Source organism: Kosakonia sp. BYX6, from assembly GCF_038449125.1.
Taxonomy (GTDB): domain Bacteria; phylum Pseudomonadota; class Gammaproteobacteria; order Enterobacterales; family Enterobacteriaceae; genus Kosakonia; species Kosakonia calanthes.
On the sequence record NZ_CP151800.1, the window covers coordinates 4597726 to 4616296 of the forward strand.

Below are 18571 nucleotides of genomic sequence, written 5' to 3' on the forward strand. Positions count from 1 at the left end.
CTCGCTTTTCGCTGCGGCGCGGGGTGTGCATATTACGCTTTCCCGCCGTGAAGTCAACTGATTATTTTCAGAATTCTTCACCTGACAGGCCGGTGTGTCTGCCGTTGTGCCGTGTCAGTGGAGGCGCATTATAGGGAGTTAATTCCGGCTGACAACCCCTAAATTCAAAAAACTTTTCAACCGCCTCTTTTTTGCGCAAAACCGCCCTAAACAGCCAGTTTTTCGAGCTTTTTGAACCCGTAGCGCTGCAAAACGGGCACTAATTGTGCGGTCTCTGGCGTGAGCGCCATGCAATACGCAATATTGTCGGCACAAGATTTTGCATCAGGCGCTTCGTGTTCAAGAAGCCAGGCGGTTCGACGTGCAATCGCCGAGCCGGAATCCACCAGACGCGTACCTTCAGGCAAGACCTGCAATAACTCTTCTTGTAATAAGGGAAAATGCGTACAACCTAAAACCACGGTATCCGGCGGTTCCTTCATGCGCAGCCAGGGGCGCAGAATACGACGCAACTCTTCGAGCGGTACGGGTGCACCGTGCAGTTTCGCTTCGGCCAGTTCCACCAGCTCAGCCGAACCCAGCATCTCAATCCGGCATTCATTCGCGAAACGCGCGATCAGCTCGTGCGTATAAGGACGCTTCACCGTACCGCGCGTCGCCAGTAAACCCACAATACCGTTCGCCGTTAAGCGCGCCGCTGGTTTAATGGCAGGTACAACGCCCACAACAGGAAAAGTGAATTTATCACGCAGCGCGGGCAGAGAAACGGTGCTTGCCGTATTACAGGCGATAACGGCCAGCGAGAGGGGGTATTGCGCCTGAACGGCGGTGACAATTTCAACGACGCGTTCAACGATAAACGCTTCGCTTTTCTCTCCATAAGGAAAAGCGACATTATCAAACGCGTAGATGTAATGCAGATCCGGCAGGAGATGCCGGATCTCATCATAAACGGATAACCCACCGACGCCGGAGTCAAACACCAGGACGGTGGGACGCGCGTCAGAAGGTGTAGCTGCCAGACAAGGTATATTCCCGTCCTGCAGTTTGGTAGCCATAAGCTGTCTCGTACTCTTTATCGAACAAGTTCGCGATTTTACCACGAACTGTCAGATGAGAGGTCACAGGATATGAGGCAGAAAAATCGACGGTGCTATAACTTGGCAGAATACGTTGCACAGAGTTATAGGCCGAAGTTGGGTTGTCATAACGCTTACCGAAGTACTCCCAGGCCAGATCCATATCAACATTCAATACGGACCAGTCAAGCTGGTACTTCGCCTGGCGTTTCGCGCGACGCGCCAGAACTTCGTTATTCTCATCATTACGCGGGTCAATGTATTGCAGCGTGACGCGATGCGAGAAAATGCCCGTATCCACGCTGCCGGTCCACTCCACGCCTTTGATTGTGGCAGAGTTAACGTTGTAATAAGCCGTATCACTATAGGTAATAAGGTTCTCGATTTCATAGCGATAGGCCGACAAGCGCCAGTCAACCGGACCCGTTAACCCTTCGATACCGGCTTCCCATTGTTTTGACTCTTCCGGTTTGAGATCCGGGTTTGCGGCGATACCAAAACGCTTAGCGCCATACTGCTGGCCCAACGAAGGCGCGAGGAAGCCCGTGCCGTAAGAAACCGTCAGGCGGTAATTCTCGATAAACTCCCAACCTGCGGCAGTCTGCCAGGTGCCGTGCCAGCCAAATTCATCATCTTTATCTTCGCGACCGGATGCTTCAAGCGTAACGTCGCCAAACTGCTGCATCCCATTCAGGTAGAGACCTGTATTATCGCGGTCATAATTATCACGCGTGCTTTGATTCGACGCGATCAAGCGCTCCTGTTTCCAGTCTGCGCCCGCTCCGATAAAACCTTTACCCACGGCAACATTGTTGCCCCACTGGATATAACGCTGTTCCATATCATCCAGTGTGGTGCCGTCGTTATAACGACCATAGATGCTGCTGTAGTTGTAGTCTTTACTTTTCTGGTAGCTCGCCAGCAACTGCGAAGAGTAAATTCCCTGCTGGAAGTTCAGCCCAGTATCCCAGCCTTGCACATAGAGCTGACGTTCATCAGCGCTGTACTCCGGGCTATACGGCGCGCTGCCCAGGTCGTAATCGACATTGTTGGTAAAGTTGTAGCCGCGAAAGAAGCCGTCGACGTTCTCATTGAACTTGTGCTGTAAACTGCCCCAGAAGGTTTTATTGCGATAGCCATCGCGGTCGTCGTCATGATCCCAGGTCGAATCCGGCTGAACGTTAAATCCACGCTTGCTGGTATAAGAGCCAGCCGCCGTGACCACAGTGTCGCCGAAACGCTGGCGCACGGTGCCATCGTAGGTTTGATAACCCTTCGAACCGATACCGGCGTTGATTTGCGATTTCCCATCTCCCGTTAGGGTGATGACGTTTACCACGCCACCGATCGCCCCGGAACCGTAAACGGCAGAGCGCGGCCCGCGAATGTATTCAACGCGTTGCACCAGAGAAAGCGGGATTTGATTGAGTTCGGGATTGTTGGAAATCCCGGAGCGCGCAACCGGCACGCCATCAATAAGCAGCAAAAGGTGTTTGGCTTCCGTACCACGTACATAAACAGAAGCGGTTTGCCCCATACCGCCATTTTGCGCGATATCCACGCCAGGCAAACGGCGCAGTACATCGATCAGCGACTGTGACTGCCAGCGATCGATATCCTCACGCGTGACGACTTCCGTCGGCGCCAGCACCGTCTTGACGGGTTGTTGAAAACGATTTGCTGTCACCACCAAATTGTCTGAACCGCTGTCTTGCGCCCAGCCGGAAAATGCCGTGACGGAGAGCGCCGTCAGCAGCGAAGCTTTTTTAATCATTGTGAAAGCATCCACAAAATAAAAAGGATGCCGCAGGTTCCATCAATAGCTCGCGATGATGTTAACCAGATGCGACGTATTCCGGCAGGTCTTCGGGCTTGGAGGTACAACGAGATGGCGACTTCCCACCCGCAGGCAGTGTCTGTCCTCTCACCTTAATCCTTACCGCTGCGCGTCAGCCCCAGATTTACACTGGGTTCCCTTTTAACTCACAGGACCGGAACAGGGATGCTACATTCTGTTACACATAGATGTCCAGACTGCTAAGTGAGTATTTCGCTCACATCCGGGGCTGGACATCCCGTGAGCAATCCCTACAATCGCCGCGTTATTCATAATCTCTCAGGAAGCGCCATGACCCCAGAACACCTGCCGACAGATCAATACGAAGCCCAACTGGCCGAAAAAGTCGTGCGTCTGCAATCACTGATGACGCCCTTTTCCGCGCCGCTTCCGGAGGTGTTCCGCTCACCGGTCAGCCATTACCGCATGCGCGCCGAGTTCCGTTTATGGCATGACGGCGACGATCTCTACCACATCATCTTCGATCAGCAGACAAAATCGCGTATTCGCGTCGACAGCTTCCCGGCGGCGAGCGAGCTGATTAATCAGTTAATGAAAGTGATGATTGATGCGGTGCGCGACAACAAAACGCTGCGCCACAAGCTGTTTCAGATTGATTATCTGAGCACGCTGAGCAACCAGGCGATTGTCACACTGCTGTATCACAAAAAGCTGGATGAACAGTGGCAGGAAGAAGCGACGCGCCTGCGCGATGCGCTGCGTGCGCAAAACCTGAATGTGCAAATCATTGGCCGCGCGACGAAAACTAAAATCGAACTGGATCAGGATTTCGTCGACGAACGTCTGCCTGTGGGCGGTCGGGAGATGATCTATCGCCAGGTCGAGAACAGCTTTACCCAACCGAACGCGGCGATGAATATTCAGATGCTGGAATGGGCGCTGGATGTCACGCGCAACGCGACTGGCGATCTGTTGGAGTTATATTGCGGCAACGGTAATTTTTCCCTGGCGCTGGCGCGCAATTTTGACCGCGTGCTGGCGACTGAGATCGCCAAACCGTCCGTGGCGGCAGCGCAGTACAACATTGCTGCGAACCATATTGATAACGTGCAGATTATCCGCATGTCGGCGGAAGAATTTACCCAGGCCATGAACGGCGTGCGCGCCTTTAATCGGCTGCAAGGAATCGACCTGAAAAGTTATCAATGTGAGACGATTTTCGTCGATCCGCCGCGCAGTGGGCTCGATGCCGAAACCGAGAAGATGGTGCAGGCTTACCCGCGAATTCTGTACATTTCCTGCAATCCGGAAACGCTGTGTAGGAACCTGGAAACATTAAGCCAGACGCACACTGTTTCGCGCCTGGCTCTGTTTGATCAGTTCCCGTACACGCACCATATGGAGTGTGGCGTACTGCTAACCCGCAAATAAGTCCGTATGCCGGAGCAAGCGACACCGCCCTCCGGCAAACAGATCACTCTGACATTTCGTATTTACGGCTACGCCCGCGCAGACGAAAACCGATCCAGAACACCAGAATCACCGACAGCACCGCAGGCAGGAAGTTGGAGCCAATGTCCGGATATTCCGCACGCACCACGGTGCTATATAGCAGCACGCCCAGAATAAAACAGGCGGCGGACAGCCCAGGCAGACCAACTGGCATCGTGCGGTTTTGATAACGCTGATGCAGGCAATAGACCGTCAGCACCAGCGAGATAATTGGGAATATCGAAAACGGCACGATGGAGCTAAAAACAGCTGAAAACGTACCGTTAATGGACAAGCCAGCGATCAGCGCCAGCAGCAACGTACCTTTATCTTGACCTGACTGTTTCATTACTCATCCTTCATTCGTCGGTTGATGCGCCATTTTTTCCTGTTCACGGCGATACCAGTAATATGCACCTTTCGAAATCATACGCAGCTGTAATACCAGCCGCTCTTCTAACTGCTTGCGCTGCTCTGCGCTCACGTCCAGCGCTTCTGCACCGGCGTTAAACACAATCGTCACCATCGCTTCCGCCTGCGCTTCGGTGAAAGCGCGCGGCATATGGTTTTCGAGTTCAAGGTAATCGGCAAGTTCCGCGATGAAATGCTGAATTTCACGCGCTACCGCCGCGCGGAATGCCGCAGAGGTTCCGGAGCGCTCCCGTAAAAGTAGCTGAAATGCGTTGGGATTATTGCCGATAAATTCCATAAAAGTGGATACCGAGGTGCGAATAACGCTGCCGCCTTTCGCGATACGTTGACGCGCCTGGCGCATCAACTGGCGCAGCATCAGCCCGCTTTCGTCCACCATGGTTAGGCCAAGCTCATCCACGTCGCGAAAATGCCGGTAAAAAGACGTGGGTGCGATGCCCGCCTCGCGGGCGACTTCTCGCAGGCTCAGGCTGGCAAAGCTTCGCTCAGCGCTAAGTTGGCTAAATGCAGCTTCTACCAGCGAACGCCGGGTTCTTTCTTTTTGTTGCGCTCTTACACCCATCACGATGTTTGAATCCTTCCAAAGGCCTGCTGGCACTATACCAGAGAATAATTCTGATCGGATTGTACTGGATTGTGACTGATTGTTTACGCGCAGTTTCTCCTGGCTCACCGGAAAAAAGCACAGCGATAATTGGGTTATCCCGGCTTTAATGTTAGTATTATGTTGCTTTTATGTATAAGAACAGGTAAGCCTTACCATGCCACATTCCTACGATTATGACGCAATAGTAATAGGCTCCGGTCCCGGCGGCGAAGGTGCAGCCATGGGCCTGGTTAAACAGGGAGCACGGGTAGCGGTTATCGAGCGCTACCACAACGTTGGCGGCGGTTGCACGCACTGGGGCACCATCCCCTCGAAAGCGCTGCGCCACGCTGTTAGCCGTATCATCGAATTCAACCAAAACCCGCTTTACAGCGATCACTCCCGCCTTCTTCGCTCCTCTTTTGCCGATATCCTGAACCATGCTGAAAGCGTCATTAATCAGCAAACCAACATGCGTCAGGGCTTTTATGAGCGCAATCGCTGCAAAATTTTAGAAGGCAACGCGCACTTTATTGATGACCACACGTTGGCGCTGGAGTGTCACGACGGCACCGTCGAAACCATCACCGCAGATAAGTTTGTCATTGCCTGCGGTTCGCGTCCTTACCGCCCAAGTGATGTCGACTTTGCCCATCCGCGCGTTTATGACAGCGACTCGATTCTCGACATGCACCACGAGCCGCGCCATGTGATTATTTATGGCGCCGGGGTGATTGGCTGCGAATATGCGTCGATCTTCCGCGGAATGAACGTCAAAGTGGATCTGATCAACACCCGCGATCGGCTGCTGGCGTTTCTCGATCAAGAGATGTCGGATTCGCTTTCGTACCACTTCTGGAATAGCGGCGTGGTGATTCGCCATAACGAAGAGTACGAACGTATTGAGCCGCTGGAAGATGGCGTGATTATGCACCTGAAATCCGGCAAAAAGCTGAAAGCCGACTGCCTGCTGTATGCCAACGGGCGCACCGGGAATACCGACAGCCTGCACCTGGCCAATATTGGTCTGGAAGCGGACGGGCGCGGTCAGTTGAAGGTCAACAGTATGTACCAAACCGCACTGCCGCATATTTACGCAGTGGGTGATGTAATTGGTTATCCGAGCCTGGCGTCAGCGGCTTACGATCAGGGCCGTATCGCCGCGCAGGCGATGGTGAAAGGTGAAGCTACCGCGCATCTGATTGAAGATATCCCGACCGGCATTTACACCATTCCGGAAATCAGCTCAGTTGGTAAAACCGAACAGCAGCTAACGTCAATGAAAGTGCCGTACGAAGTGGGTCGCGCCCAGTTTAAACACCTCGCGCGCGCGCAGATTGTCGGCATGAATGTCGGCACGCTGAAAATCCTGTTTCACCGTGAAACCAAAGAAATTTTGGGTATTCATTGCTTTGGGGAGCGCGCGGCCGAAATCATTCATATCGGCCAGGCGATTATGGAGCAGAAAGGTGGCGGTAACACTATCGAGTACTTTGTTAACACCACCTTTAACTACCCGACCATGGCGGAAGCCTATCGGGTAGCGGCGCTAAACGGCTTAAACCGCCTGTTTTAACGTGTTGTCGAAATGGCCATCCATCGCACCACGGATGGCCTCTGCCAGTTGCTCATAGCGGCTGCGCAGCGGTGAACCCGGGCGGTAAACCAGGCCAACGGTACGTTTCGGTTCCGGCTTGATGCACGGCAGGTAAACAACCCCATCGCGTTTGCGTTCACGCGGTACGGAAAGCGCCGGCAGCAAGGTAATACCGCTTCCGGCGGCTACCATGTTGCGCAGTGTTTCCAGGCTGGTTGCGCGGAAGTGCGTATCTTCATCCGCGCCCGCTTCAAAGCAGAAACCCATCGCCTGATCGCGCAGGCAGTGCCCATCTTCCAGCATTAGCAGTTTTTCACCCGCCAGATCGGACATCGGCACGCATTCGCGGTTCGCCCACGGATGATCTTCATAAATCGCCAGCATCATCGGCTCATCGTACAGCGGCACTTCGATAAACGCTTCACTCTCTTTGACCAGCGCCAGAATCGCGCAGTCGAGCTTGCCGCTGTCCAGTTGCGCCAGTAGCTGATGCGTTTGCGCTTCATGCAGATACATTTCGAGTTTCGGGAAGGTTTGGTGTAGCAGCGGAATAATATGTGGCAGCAGATAAGGTCCAACGGTTGGGATCAGACCAATATGCAGCGGGCCGGACATGGTTTCCCCCTGCTGGCTTGCCATTTCCTTCAGCACTTTGACCTCGCGCAGCACGGTTCGCGCCTGATCCACCAGCAGCAACCCCGCTTGGGTAAACAGGACTTTGCGGCTGGTACGCTCCAGCAGCATGACGCCCAGTTCATCTTCAAGCTTACGAATCTGCCCGCTCAGCGTAGGCTGGCTAACATGGCAAGAGTCGGCTGCGCGGCGAAAATGGCGATGTTCGGCTAACGCCACCAGGTATTCAAGATCACGAATATTCATTATTCATCCTCCGTCGCCACGATAGTTCATGGCGATAGATAGCATAGCAACGAACGATTATCCCTATCAAGCGTTCTGTTCAATAATTAGCGCCAGAAACGCAGCGGTCCCGCGATTGACCTTTGATGTGACCGTTTACCCTCTGTTTCTCTCTGAACAACTAAAGCCAACGTGAACGTTTTAGCGGACCTGAGTGTCCGCTTTTTTTTGCATAAAAAAGCCCGGCATCACGCCAGGCTCTTCATTTCGTATTGCGAACGTTACACCAACCGCGCTTTTGCATCCGCAATCGCCTGAGCGACCTGAACCGGCGAAACACCGCCTTTTGCCGCACGTTTATCAAGGCAAGATTGCAGCGACAGGATGGGATAAACGTCATCGCCGATCACCGTACTGAATTTCTGCAAATCAGCCAGCGCCAGCTCTTCCAGTGGTTTGCCCTGGTTAATGGCTTCCACCACCGCTTCACCGACAATATGGTGCGCTTCGCGAAACGGCACGCCTTTCGCGACCAGGTAATCCGCCAGTTCGGTCGCATTAGCGTAACCTTGCTGCGCCGCTTCCTGGCAGCGCGGGCGTTTCACCTGAATGCCGTCCAGCACCAGCGCCGCCATGTGTAAACAGTCAAGCCAGGTATCAAGCGCGTCGAACAGCCCTTCTTTATCTTCCTGCATATCTTTGTTGTACGCCAACGGCAGGCCTTTCAGTGTCATTATCATGCCGGTCAGCGCACCCTGTACACGGCCACATTTCCCGCGGATCAGCTCCAGCGCATCCGGGTTTTTCTTCTGAGGCATTAACGATGAACCGGAGGTCACGCGATCGGACAGCTCAACAAACGCGGCTTCGCCAGAATTAAAGAAGATCAGATCTTCGGCAAAGCGCGACAGGTGCACCATACCAATTGATGCATCAGAGAGCAGTTCCAGCACGTGATCACGATCGGACACGCTGTCCAGGCTGTTGCGGGTTGCCGAAGCGAATCCTAGCCAGCCCGCCAATTGTTCACGGTCGATGTCATAAGCCGTACCCGCCAGCGCACCGCAGCCCAGCGGACTTACATCAAGGCGTTTCAGCGTATCTTGCAAACGGCTCTCATCACGCGCCAGCATTTCAACATAGGCCAATGACCAGTGCGCGAACGTAACCGGCTGCGCGCGTTGCAGGTGCGTATAGCCCGGCATTACGGCATCCTGGTTATTCTCTGCAGTGACCACCAGCGCGCTCTGCAACTGGCGATTCGCCAACAGCAACTCGCTCACGGTGTCTTTGCACCACAGTTTCAGATCGGTGGCGACCTGATCGTTACGGCTACGCCCGGTGTGCAGTTTCTTGCCCAGTTGGCCGACTTTGTCGATCAGCTTGCCTTCGACCCAACTGTGAATATCTTCAGCATCGCTTTGCAGGATCTGCTGCGGGTTAGCGCGCACCTCTTCGAGCAGGTTATTCAGCGCTTCTTCCAGCTCAACCTGCTCCGCCTGGGTCAGCACGCCTACGGTGACCAGCGCTTTAGACCAGGCCACAGAGCCAACGATATCCTGCTCCGCCAGGCGATAATCAAAGCGCAAAGAGTCATTGAACTGTTTGAACCGTTGATCTGCTGCCTGAGTAAAACGCCCGCCCCAAAGTGCCATAATATGCTTCCTTAATTGCTTGAATTTCACTGCCGGATGGCGCTGCGCTTATCCGGCTTACAAAGAGATGTTGCCTTGATTACGCCAGAATGCGTGTACCGATCGGCGTGCCGTTAAACAGCGCCGGTAACTGCTCGGCGTGACGCCAGGAGGCAATATCCACCGGGCGACCCAGCGTGCGAGCCGCATCGAGCGCCGCGTTCACTTTTACGATCATGCCATCGGTAATAATGCCCTGCGCGATCAACTGCTCAGCTTTAGCCGCCGTCATTTCGGCGATTCGCTGGCCTTTGCCATCCAGAATCCCGCTCACATCAGACAGCAGAATCAGATCCGCGCCGAGCGTTGCGGCTAATGCGGTCGCCGCCTGATCGGCGTTGACGTTCATCAGCTCGCCTTCGTCGGTCACGCCAATGGAGCTCATCACCGGCAGGAAACCGCCGTCCAGCAGAGCATTGATCAACTTCGGTGAACCCGGCTGCGCTAAGCCCACATGACCGAGTTCTTCATCCAGCTGCGTCACGTTTACGCTGTCGCCATCGCCAAGGAACAGGCCGACAGACGCGATACGGTGTTTCTTCGCCCATGCCAGCAGCGTTTTATTGGCGGTACCCGCCAGCGCGCCAGTAATGATGTCGATCTGATCGGCGGGGGTAACACGCAGACCATTTTTCTTCTTCACGGGCAGATTAAGCTGTTTCATTAACTCATCCACCACGCAGCCGCCGCCGTGAACGATCACTAACGGGCGCTGATGAGATTCGCGATATTGCACCAGGGCGGTAAACAAACGTTCCAGCGCTTCCTCGCTATCCAGCAGTACGCCACCGAGCTTGATAATTAATGGATTCATCATTACGCCTGTTCGATTAAATAAGTGACTGGGTTTCAGCATAGCCGAAACGAATGTTCGCACACTGTATGGCCTGCGCCGCCGCGCCTTTCAGCAGGTTGTCTTCGGCAGCGACAACAATCAGATGCTCCCCCTGCACGGCAAAGCCGATATCGCAGAACGGCAGACCGACCACGTTTTTCAGCGCCGGAACGCCTTTGTCATATAAGCGTACCAATGGTTTGCTGTCATAAGCCTGTTTGAACGCGTCCGCAACCTGATCATGAGTTACACCCGGTTTCAAACGGCAAGTAATGGTTTCCAAAATTCCACGCGGGAAACTTGCCAGATGCGGGGTAAAAATCACATCCGTGCCGAGATGCGTGGCGATCTCCGGGTGGTGACGATGGTTGAAGATGCCGTAAGGTTGCAGGCTCACTTCGCAGAAACTATTGGAAAGCGCCGCTTTACGCCCGGCACCGCTCACGCCGCTGGTCGCGTTGATCACCGGCCACTGGTTGAGATCCAACAGCCCGGCGTCGATCAGCGGTTTTAACGACAGCTGTGCCGCCGTCGGGTAGCAACCCGGCACCGCAATCAGCTGCGCGTCTTTCAATTTGTCGTGGTTCCACTCGGCCAGGCCGTACACCGCTTTCTCAAGCAGATCGGCGTGCTGATGCGTAAAACCATAAAATGTTTCATAAAACGCGGAATCGTTAACGCGGAATGCGCCAGAAAGATCGAACACCACACAGCCTGCCGCCAGGCAGGTGGGCGCCAGGTCATGACTCACTTCATGGGCGGTGGCGAGGAAAACAACGTCTACGCCATCAAGGAACGCGCCAATGTCGGACATCGGTTGCAGCGGGAGATCGACAATGCCTTTCAACTGCGGATGTAAATCAGAGATACATTTTCCTGCATCATTACTTTGCGCAGAAACCGTCAAAGCGGTTATGTTCATATGAGGATGGCGATTTACATAGGTCACTAGCTCTGCGCCAGCATAACCGCTGGCGCCCACAATTAATGTGTTCAACATTGGGGCGGTTTACCTTCTTACGTCATGTGTGCCAGGGAGAGACTCAGCATCCATCCCGCGTTGCTGAGCGAAGTGCCTTACGGGTTCCCTTACGCTCAACACTATTGTATTTTTATTCACATTTAGTGCATGAATATTGATACTATCACGAACTCAGGTATGTCAACAATGAAAATGAATTTGCCGCCATTTATCGAGATTTACCGCGCCCTGATAGCGACACCGTCGATCAGCGCAACGGAAGAAGCACTGGATCAGAGCAATGCGTCTTTAATCAATTTGCTGGCAGGATGGTTTGGCGACCTCGGCTTCAATGTTGAAGTGCAGCCGGTACCCGGCACACGCAATAAATTCAACATGCTTGCCAGTGCAGGAACGGGCGCAGGCGGCCTGCTGTTGACCGGTCACACCGATACGGTGCCTTATGATGATGGGCGCTGGACGCGCGATCCGTTTACGCTGACTGAGCATGACAACAAGCTCTACGGCCTCGGCACCGCCGATATGAAAGGCTTTTTTGCCTTTATCCTCGATGCGTTGCGTGACGTCGATGTGACAAAACTGAGCAAGCCGCTGTATATCCTCGCCACCGCCGATGAAGAAACCAGCATGGCTGGCGCACGTTATTTCTCCGAGAACACGCAACTGCGCCCGGACTGCGCCATTATCGGCGAGCCGACCTCGCTGCAACCGGTTCGCGCGCATAAAGGCCATATTTCCAATGCCATTCGTATTCTGGGCCAATCCGGCCACTCCAGCGATCCGGCGCGCGGCGTCAACGCGATTGAACTGATGCACGACGCCATCGGCCATATTCTGCAACTGCGCGACAGCCTGAAAGAGCGTTATCACTACGATGCGTTCACCGTGCCTTATCCGACGCTGAACCTTGGGCACATTCACGGTGGTGATGCGGCAAACCGTATCTGCGCCTGCTGTGAATTACATATGGATATTCGCCCGCTGCCGGGTATGACGCTGAACGATTTGAACGGCTTGCTTAATGATGCGCTGGAGCCGGTCAGTTCCCGCTGGCCGGGCCGCCTGACCATTTCCGAGCTGCACCCGCCAATTCCAGGTTATGAATGCCCGCCGGATCATCAATTGGTGGCGGTGGTGGAAAAACTGCTCGGTGTAGAAACCGACGTGGTGAACTACTGCACCGAAGCGCCGTTTATTCAAACGCTGTGCCCAACGTTGGTGCTCGGTCCTGGCTCAATCAACCAGGCGCACCAACCGGATGAATACCTGGAAACGCGCTTTATTAAGCCAACACGCGAACTTATTACGCAGGTTGTGCACCATTTCTGTTGGCATTAAGCACCGTTTCTTCTTCTCTCGCATCCCCTCTTTTGAGGGGATTTTTATGCGCGCAAAGGGTGATTTTCATAAGCGAAACTTATCTGGCGCAAAGTGAATTAAATTTCGTAAATTGCCGACATTTATTGGTTTGCTGAACCGATTTCGCCGCAATTGACGTGGTGGGTTTTACGTGGCTTTATAAAAGACGGTGTCTTATATCTGCTCAACGGCAGGTATAACAAAATAAAATGAGATGGGGTGTCTGGGGTAACATGAACGAACAATATTCCGCTTTGCGTAGTAATGTCAGTATGCTCGGCAAACTGCTGGGAGATACCATCAAGGATGCACTGGGCGAGAACATTCTCGACCGGGTTGAAACGATCCGTAAGCTGTCCAAATCTTCTCGCGCCGGAAACGAAGCCGACCGTCAGGAGCTGCTCACCACCTTGCAGAATCTGTCCAATGACGAGCTGTTGCCGGTTGCGCGCGCCTTTAGCCAGTTCCTGAATCTGGCGAACACCGCGGAGCAGTACCACAGCATTTCAGCAAAAGGCGAAGCGGCGAATAACCCGGAAGTGATTGCCCGCACCATCAGAAAGCTGAAAGACCAACCTCATCTCAACGAAGCCACCATTATTAAAGCGGTTGAAGCGCTGTCGCTGGAGCTGGTGCTGACCGCCCACCCGACCGAGATCACGCGCCGTACGCTGATCCACAAAATGGTGGAAGTGAACGCCTGCTTAAAGCAGCTGGATAACGGCGATATCGCCGATTACGAACGCCACCAGCTCATGCGCCGTCTGCGCCAGCTGATTGCCCAGTCCTGGCACACGGATGAAATCCGCCGCAACCGCCCAAGCCCGGTAGATGAAGCCAAATGGGGCTTTGCGGTGGTGGAAAACAGTCTGTGGGAAGGCGTGCCGAATTACCTGCGCGAACTGAACGAACAGCTGGAAGAGAACCTCAATTACAAGCTACCGGTAGATTTTGTCCCGGTGCGCTTTACCTCCTGGATGGGCGGCGACCGTGACGGCAACCCGAACGTTACCGCCGATATTACCCGCCACGTGCTGCTGCTCAGCCGCTGGAAAGCAACCGACTTGTTCCTGAAAGATATCCAGTTGCTGATTTCCGAACTGTCGATGGTTGAGTGCACCGACGAGTTGCGCGAACTGGCCGGTGCCGAAGGCGCGCGCGAGCCGTATCGCTACCTGATGAAAAAACTGCGCAGCGATCTGATGGCCACGCAAACCTGGCTGGAAGCACGTCTGAAAGGCCAGAAACTGCCGAAACCTGCCGGGCTGCTGACGCAGAATGAGCAACTTTGGGAGCCGCTGTACGCCTGTTATAAATCCCTGCAAGCCTGCGGCATGGGCATTATCGCCAATGGCGAACTGCTCGATACGTTACGCCGCGTGAAGAGTTTCGGCGTGCCGTTGGTGCGTATCGATATTCGTCAGGAAAGCACTCGCCACACCGAAGCGCTGGGCGAACTGACCCGCTATCTCGGCATTGGCGATTACGAAAGTTGGTCGGAAGCCGATAAACAAGCGTTCCTGATCCGCGAACTGAATTCCAAACGCCCGCTGCTGCCACGCCAGTGGGAGCCGAGCGAAGAAACCCGCGAGGTGCTGGACACCTGCCGGGTGATCGCCGAAGCGCCGCGGGGATCCATCGCCGCCTATGTGATCTCCATGGCGAAAACGCCGTCCGACGTGCTGGCCGTGCACCTGCTGCTAAAAGAAGCCGGTATCGGTTTTGCGCTGCCGGTCGCACCGCTGTTTGAAACTCTTGATGACCTGAACAACGCCGACGATGTGATGACCCAGTTGCTGAATATCGACTGGTATCGCGGCTTTATTCAGGGCAAACAGATGGTGATGATTGGCTATTCCGACTCCGCGAAAGACGCGGGCGTGATGGCCGCAAGCTGGGCGCAATACCAGGCGCAAGACGCGCTGATTAAAACCTGCGAGAAAGCCGGTATCGAACTGACGCTGTTCCACGGTCGCGGCGGCTCCATTGGTCGTGGCGGTGCGCCAGCACACGCCGCGCTGCTTTCGCAACCGCCAGGCAGCCTGAAAGGCGGCCTGCGCGTGACCGAACAGGGTGAGATGATTCGCTTTAAGTACGGTCTGCCGGAAGTCACCATCAGCAGCCTGTCGCTGTACACCAGCGCCATTATGGAAGCGAATCTGCTGCCGCCGCCGGAGCCGAAAAGCGAATGGCGTCATATTATGGACTCACTGTCGGCCACCTCCTGCGAGATGTACCGCGGTTATGTGCGCGAAAACAAAGACTTTGTGCCCTATTTCCGCTCTGCGACACCGGAACAGGAGCTGGGCAAACTGCCGCTGGGTTCCCGCCCGGCAAAACGTCGCCCGACCGGCGGCGTGGAATCCCTGCGCGCCATTCCGTGGATCTTCGCCTGGACGCAAAACCGCTTAATGCTGCCAGCGTGGCTCGGTGCCGGCGCGGCGCTGCAAAAAGTGGTGGAAGACGGCAAGCAGAGCGAACTGGAAGCGATGTGTCGCGACTGGCCGTTCTTCTCAACGCGCCTTGGTATGCTGGAGATGGTCTTCTCGAAAGCCGACCTGTGGCTGGCAGAATATTACGATCAGCGCCTGGTGAAACCGGAGCTGTGGCCGCTGGGTGAAGAGCTGCGTAAGCAACTGGAAGCAGACATCAACGTGGTGCTGGATATCGCCAACGATTCGCACCTGATGGCCGATCTGCCGTGGATTGCCGAGTCTATCCAGCTACGCAACATTTATACCGACCCGCTCAACGTGTTGCAGGCCGAGTTGCTGCACCGCTCGCGCCTTGCGGAAGAGCAAAGTCAGGAGCCGGACAGCCGTGTCGAACAGGCGTTGATGGTCACCATCGCCGGGGTTGCTGCGGGTATGCGTAACACGGGTTAAGCATCTAACGTCAACCAACGCTCAACAAACGCAGCATTTTTACCTGACGGGTAAAAATGCTGCAAAATTTCGTTGTCATATATCCATCACATTCCCTATATTCCTCCCGTTATTGACTCTCATTGATGAATGTCCAACACAACATTTTCGCCTGAAAAGACAACATTCAGGTTTGCTTAAGGTTTAGTCGCTATTTTTTTGCGCACTTACACACACAGGCTCTTCGTATGCGTTCCACTCAAACTCACGTTAAACAGTCGTTTAGTGTGAAAGCCCTTGGTTGGGTTCTTCTCTATTTTTGGTATTTCTCCACGGTATTGCAGGCCGCTATTTTCATCAGCGGTTATAGCGGAACCAACGGACTTCGCGATTCGCTGCTGTTCAGCTCGCTATGGTTTATTCCGGTCTTCCTGCTGCCGCGCTATACGCGAATCCTCGCCGCAGTTATCGGCATCGTATTGTGGGCGGCCTCGCTGTCGATGCTCTGTTATTACGTCATCTACGGGCAAGAGTTCTCGCAGAGCGTGTTGTTTGTGATGTTCGAAACGAACACCCATGAAGCGAGCGAGTTTTTAGGCCAGTACTTCAGCCTGAAGATTGTGCTGATTGCGCTGGCGTACACCGCTGGTGCGATTTTCCTCTGGACGCGCCTGCGCCCGGTTTATATCCCGAACCCGTGGCGCTGGCTGGTTTCCTTTGCCCTGCTTTATGGATTGATCCTCAATCCGATAGCAATGAATATGCTGAAGAACAAACAGGATCTGGCAAAAGCCTCGTCGGGCCTGGTCTCCCGGCTGGAGCCCGCCGCGCCGTGGCAACTGGTGATGGGCTATGTGCAATATCGTAATCAGTTGGCTAGCCTCAACAAGCTGCTCGACAAGAACAACGCGTTACCGCCGCTGGCGAATTTGCAAGACACCTCCGGTGATGCGCCGCGTACGCTGGTGCTGGTGATTGGCGAATCCACGCAGCGGGGTCGGATGAGCCTGTATGGTTACCCGCGCGAAACCACGCCGGAACTGGATGCGCTACATAAAAACGACCCGCGAATGACGCTGTTTAACGATGTGGTGACCTCGCGTCCGTATACCATTGAAATCCTGCAACAGGCGCTCACCTTCGCGGATGAGAAGAATCCTGACCTGTATCTGACACAGCCGTCGCTGATGAACATGATGAAGCAGGCCGGGTATAAAACGTTCTGGATCACCAACCAGCAGACGATGACCGAGCGCAACACCATGTTGACGGTGTTCTCGAAACAGACCGATGTGCAGTTCTATATGAACCAGCAGCGCACACAAAGTGCGCGCGAATACGACACCAACGTGTTGCAGCCGTTTAAAACGGTGCTCGCCGACCCTGCACCGAAGAAATTCATCATTGTGCATTTGCTGGGTACGCACATTCGCTACGACTTCCGTTACCCGAAAGACTGGGGCACGTTTACGGATAAGACCGATCATCAGCCCGCGGGGCTCGACCACGATCAGTCCGAAACGTACAACAATTATGACGATGCCAACCGCTTTAACGATCATGTTGTCGCCTCGCTGATTAATGACTACAAAGCGACGGATCCTAACGGCTTCCTGCTTTACTTCTCCGACCACGGTGAAGAGGTTTACGACACACCGCCGCATAACATTCAGGGGCGTAACGAAGCAGAGCCGACGCGCCACATGTACACCATTCCTTTTATCCTCTGGACCTCGGATAAATGGCAGGCCGTACATCCGCGTGATTTGGCAGCCGACGCCAACCGCAAATACAGCAGTTCGCAGTTGATCCACACCTGGTCAGATTTGGCGGGTTTACGCTATGACGGCTACGATCCGACGCGTTCGGTTGTCAGCCCGCAGTTTGTCGAAGCGACCCGCTGGATTGGTAACCCGTACAAAAAGAATGCGTTACGGGATTACGACGCACTGCCCTATGGCGATCAAATCGCCAATCAATAAACGACGTTCAGCCATCCCATCGGGATGGCTTTTTTTTTGCCTCAGCGCTAAGGTTGTCCTGTTTTTTCTTCAACAGGACCATCATGAGCCACGACGTCAGTCATCTTATCTCGCGCCTGATCAACGGTCCGGCACCGCTGCGGCAAATCCGTTTCGCGGCCGTGAGCGGATCAGCACCTGCGCTGGCCTGTCAGGTTGATTTTCCGCGTCTGGAGATTGTGCTGGAAGGCGCGTTAACCGATGCCGGGATCACCGGGGACACATCGTTGATGACGCAACATGATGTTCTGTATGTCCCCGCTGGCGGCTGGAATTGTCAGCAATGGCAGGCTCCCGCGACAACGTTAAGCGTGTTATTTGCTAAGCAGCAACTGAGTTTTAGCGTCACGCAATGGGATGGCATGGCGCTACAAAACCTGGTGAAACAGCATGTTGCCCGCCGCGGCCCGCGTGTTGGCGCATTCCTGCTGCAAACATTACATGAGATGCAGATGCAGCCGCGCGAACAACAAACCGCCCGATTGATTGTCACCAGCCTGCTGAGCCACTGTAGCGACCTGCTCGGTAGCCAGATCCAAACCGCGTCCCGCAGCCAGGCGCTGTTCGAAGCAGTTCGTGACTATATCGACGAACATTACGCCATGCCGCTGACCCGCGAATCGGTCGCGCAGGCGTTTTATATCTCCCCCAATTATCTCTCCCATTTATTCCAGAAAACCGGCGCCATCGGCTTTAATGAATACCTCAATCACACGAGGCTGGAACATGCGAAAACCCTGCTTAAAGGCTACGACCTGAAAGTAAAAGAAGTGGCGCACAGCTGCGGGTTTGCGGACAGCAATTACTTCTGCCGCCTGTTTCGAAAAAACACCGAACGTTCGCCCTCTGAATATCGCCAGCAATACCACAGCCATCTCACTGAAAAACCGCTCGGCGAGAAATAAAAAGCTGGATTTTTGTACGTTAAAAAGCACACCAGCACCCTCCTGACCGCGCTATCCTCTGCTTTTCACC

At 54.3% G+C, this 18571-nt stretch carries 14 protein-coding genes and 1 riboswitch; of the genes, 6 read left to right on the forward strand and 8 right to left on the reverse strand.

The window, feature by feature from the left end; genetic code table 11:
- Positions 1-206: 206 nt before the first annotated feature.
- Both murI and btuB read right to left on the reverse strand, forming a co-directional pair.
- Positions 207-1058: a glutamate racemase gene (gene murI / locus AAEY27_RS21515; protein ID WP_342322782.1), complete on the reverse strand. Its 852-nt coding sequence runs from the start codon at positions 1056-1058 to the stop codon at positions 207-209.
- Complete coding sequence (gene btuB / locus AAEY27_RS21520; RefSeq protein ID WP_342322783.1) at positions 1003-2853, reverse strand: TonB-dependent vitamin B12 receptor BtuB; 1851 nt, start codon at positions 2851-2853, stop codon at positions 1003-1005. Before btuB ends, murI begins: the two co-directional genes overlap by 56 nt.
- 66 nt (positions 2854-2919) lie before the next feature.
- Positions 2920-3090: riboswitch (cobalamin riboswitch) on the reverse strand.
- Positions 3091-3207: 117 nt separating this feature from the next.
- On the opposite strand from btuB, the gene trmA reads away from it, so the two are divergent.
- Positions 3208-4308, forward strand: coding sequence for a tRNA (uridine(54)-C5)-methyltransferase TrmA (trmA, locus tag AAEY27_RS21525; RefSeq protein WP_342322784.1), 1101 nt, complete (start codon positions 3208-3210; stop codon positions 4306-4308).
- 43 nt (positions 4309-4351) lie between these two features.
- Here the strand turns inward: trmA and AAEY27_RS21530 are convergent, their stop codons facing one another.
- Both AAEY27_RS21530 and fabR read right to left on the reverse strand, forming a co-directional pair.
- Positions 4352-4717: a YijD family membrane protein gene (locus AAEY27_RS21530; protein WP_342322785.1), complete on the reverse strand. Its 366-nt coding sequence runs from the start codon at positions 4715-4717 to the stop codon at positions 4352-4354.
- A 3-nt stretch (positions 4718-4720) separates the two neighbouring features.
- On the reverse strand, positions 4721-5365 hold the full coding sequence (gene fabR / locus AAEY27_RS21535) for an HTH-type transcriptional repressor FabR (RefSeq protein ID WP_342322786.1): 645 nt from the start codon (positions 5363-5365) through the stop codon (positions 4721-4723).
- Positions 5366-5561: 196 nt separating this feature from the next.
- On the opposite strand from fabR, the gene sthA reads away from it, so the two are divergent.
- The gene (sthA, locus tag AAEY27_RS21540; RefSeq protein ID WP_342322787.1) at positions 5562-6962 is read left to right on the forward strand and encodes a Si-specific NAD(P)(+) transhydrogenase; all 1401 of its coding nucleotides are present in this window, start codon (positions 5562-5564) and stop codon (positions 6960-6962) included.
- Here the strand turns inward: sthA and oxyR are convergent.
- The 4 genes from oxyR to argC all read right to left on the reverse strand — a co-directional run bounded on the left by oxyR (position 6945) and on the right by argC (position 11370).
- Positions 6945-7862 (reverse strand): DNA-binding transcriptional regulator OxyR, encoded by a 918-nt coding sequence (gene oxyR, locus AAEY27_RS21545; RefSeq protein WP_342322788.1) that lies wholly within the window; start codon positions 7860-7862, stop codon positions 6945-6947. The two genes, sthA and oxyR, sit on opposite strands and share 18 nt — an antisense overlap.
- A gap of 260 nt (positions 7863-8122) precedes the next feature.
- Positions 8123-9496, reverse strand: a complete 1374-nt coding sequence (gene argH, locus AAEY27_RS21550) for an argininosuccinate lyase (protein ID WP_342322789.1) — start codon at positions 9494-9496, stop codon at positions 8123-8125.
- A 79-nt stretch (positions 9497-9575) separates the two neighbouring features.
- Positions 9576-10352 (reverse strand): acetylglutamate kinase, encoded by a 777-nt coding sequence (gene argB, locus AAEY27_RS21555; protein ID WP_342322790.1) that lies wholly within the window; start codon positions 10350-10352, stop codon positions 9576-9578.
- A gap of 13 nt (positions 10353-10365) precedes the next feature.
- Positions 10366-11370, reverse strand: a complete 1005-nt coding sequence (argC, locus tag AAEY27_RS21560; protein WP_342322791.1) for an N-acetyl-gamma-glutamyl-phosphate reductase — start codon at positions 11368-11370, stop codon at positions 10366-10368.
- A 168-nt stretch (positions 11371-11538) separates the two neighbouring features.
- Here argC and argE point away from each other — a divergent pair, with 168 nt between their 5' ends.
- From argE to AAEY27_RS21580, 4 genes are all read left to right on the forward strand, one after another.
- Positions 11539-12690, forward strand: coding sequence for an acetylornithine deacetylase (gene argE / locus AAEY27_RS21565; protein ID WP_342325671.1), 1152 nt, complete (start codon positions 11539-11541; stop codon positions 12688-12690).
- Between the two features lie 254 nt (positions 12691-12944).
- Positions 12945-15596 (forward strand): phosphoenolpyruvate carboxylase, encoded by a 2652-nt coding sequence (gene ppc / locus AAEY27_RS21570; RefSeq protein WP_342322792.1) that lies wholly within the window; start codon positions 12945-12947, stop codon positions 15594-15596.
- Positions 15597-15823: 227 nt separating this feature from the next.
- Positions 15824-17557: a phosphoethanolamine transferase CptA gene (locus AAEY27_RS21575; protein ID WP_342322793.1), complete on the forward strand. Its 1734-nt coding sequence runs from the start codon at positions 15824-15826 to the stop codon at positions 17555-17557.
- 83 nt (positions 17558-17640) lie between these two features.
- Positions 17641-18501 carry a helix-turn-helix transcriptional regulator gene (locus AAEY27_RS21580; protein WP_342322794.1) on the forward strand — a complete coding sequence of 287 codons (861 nt, stop codon included), beginning with the start codon at positions 17641-17643 and terminating at the stop codon, positions 18499-18501.
- The last annotated feature ends 70 nt before the right edge of the window (positions 18502-18571 follow it).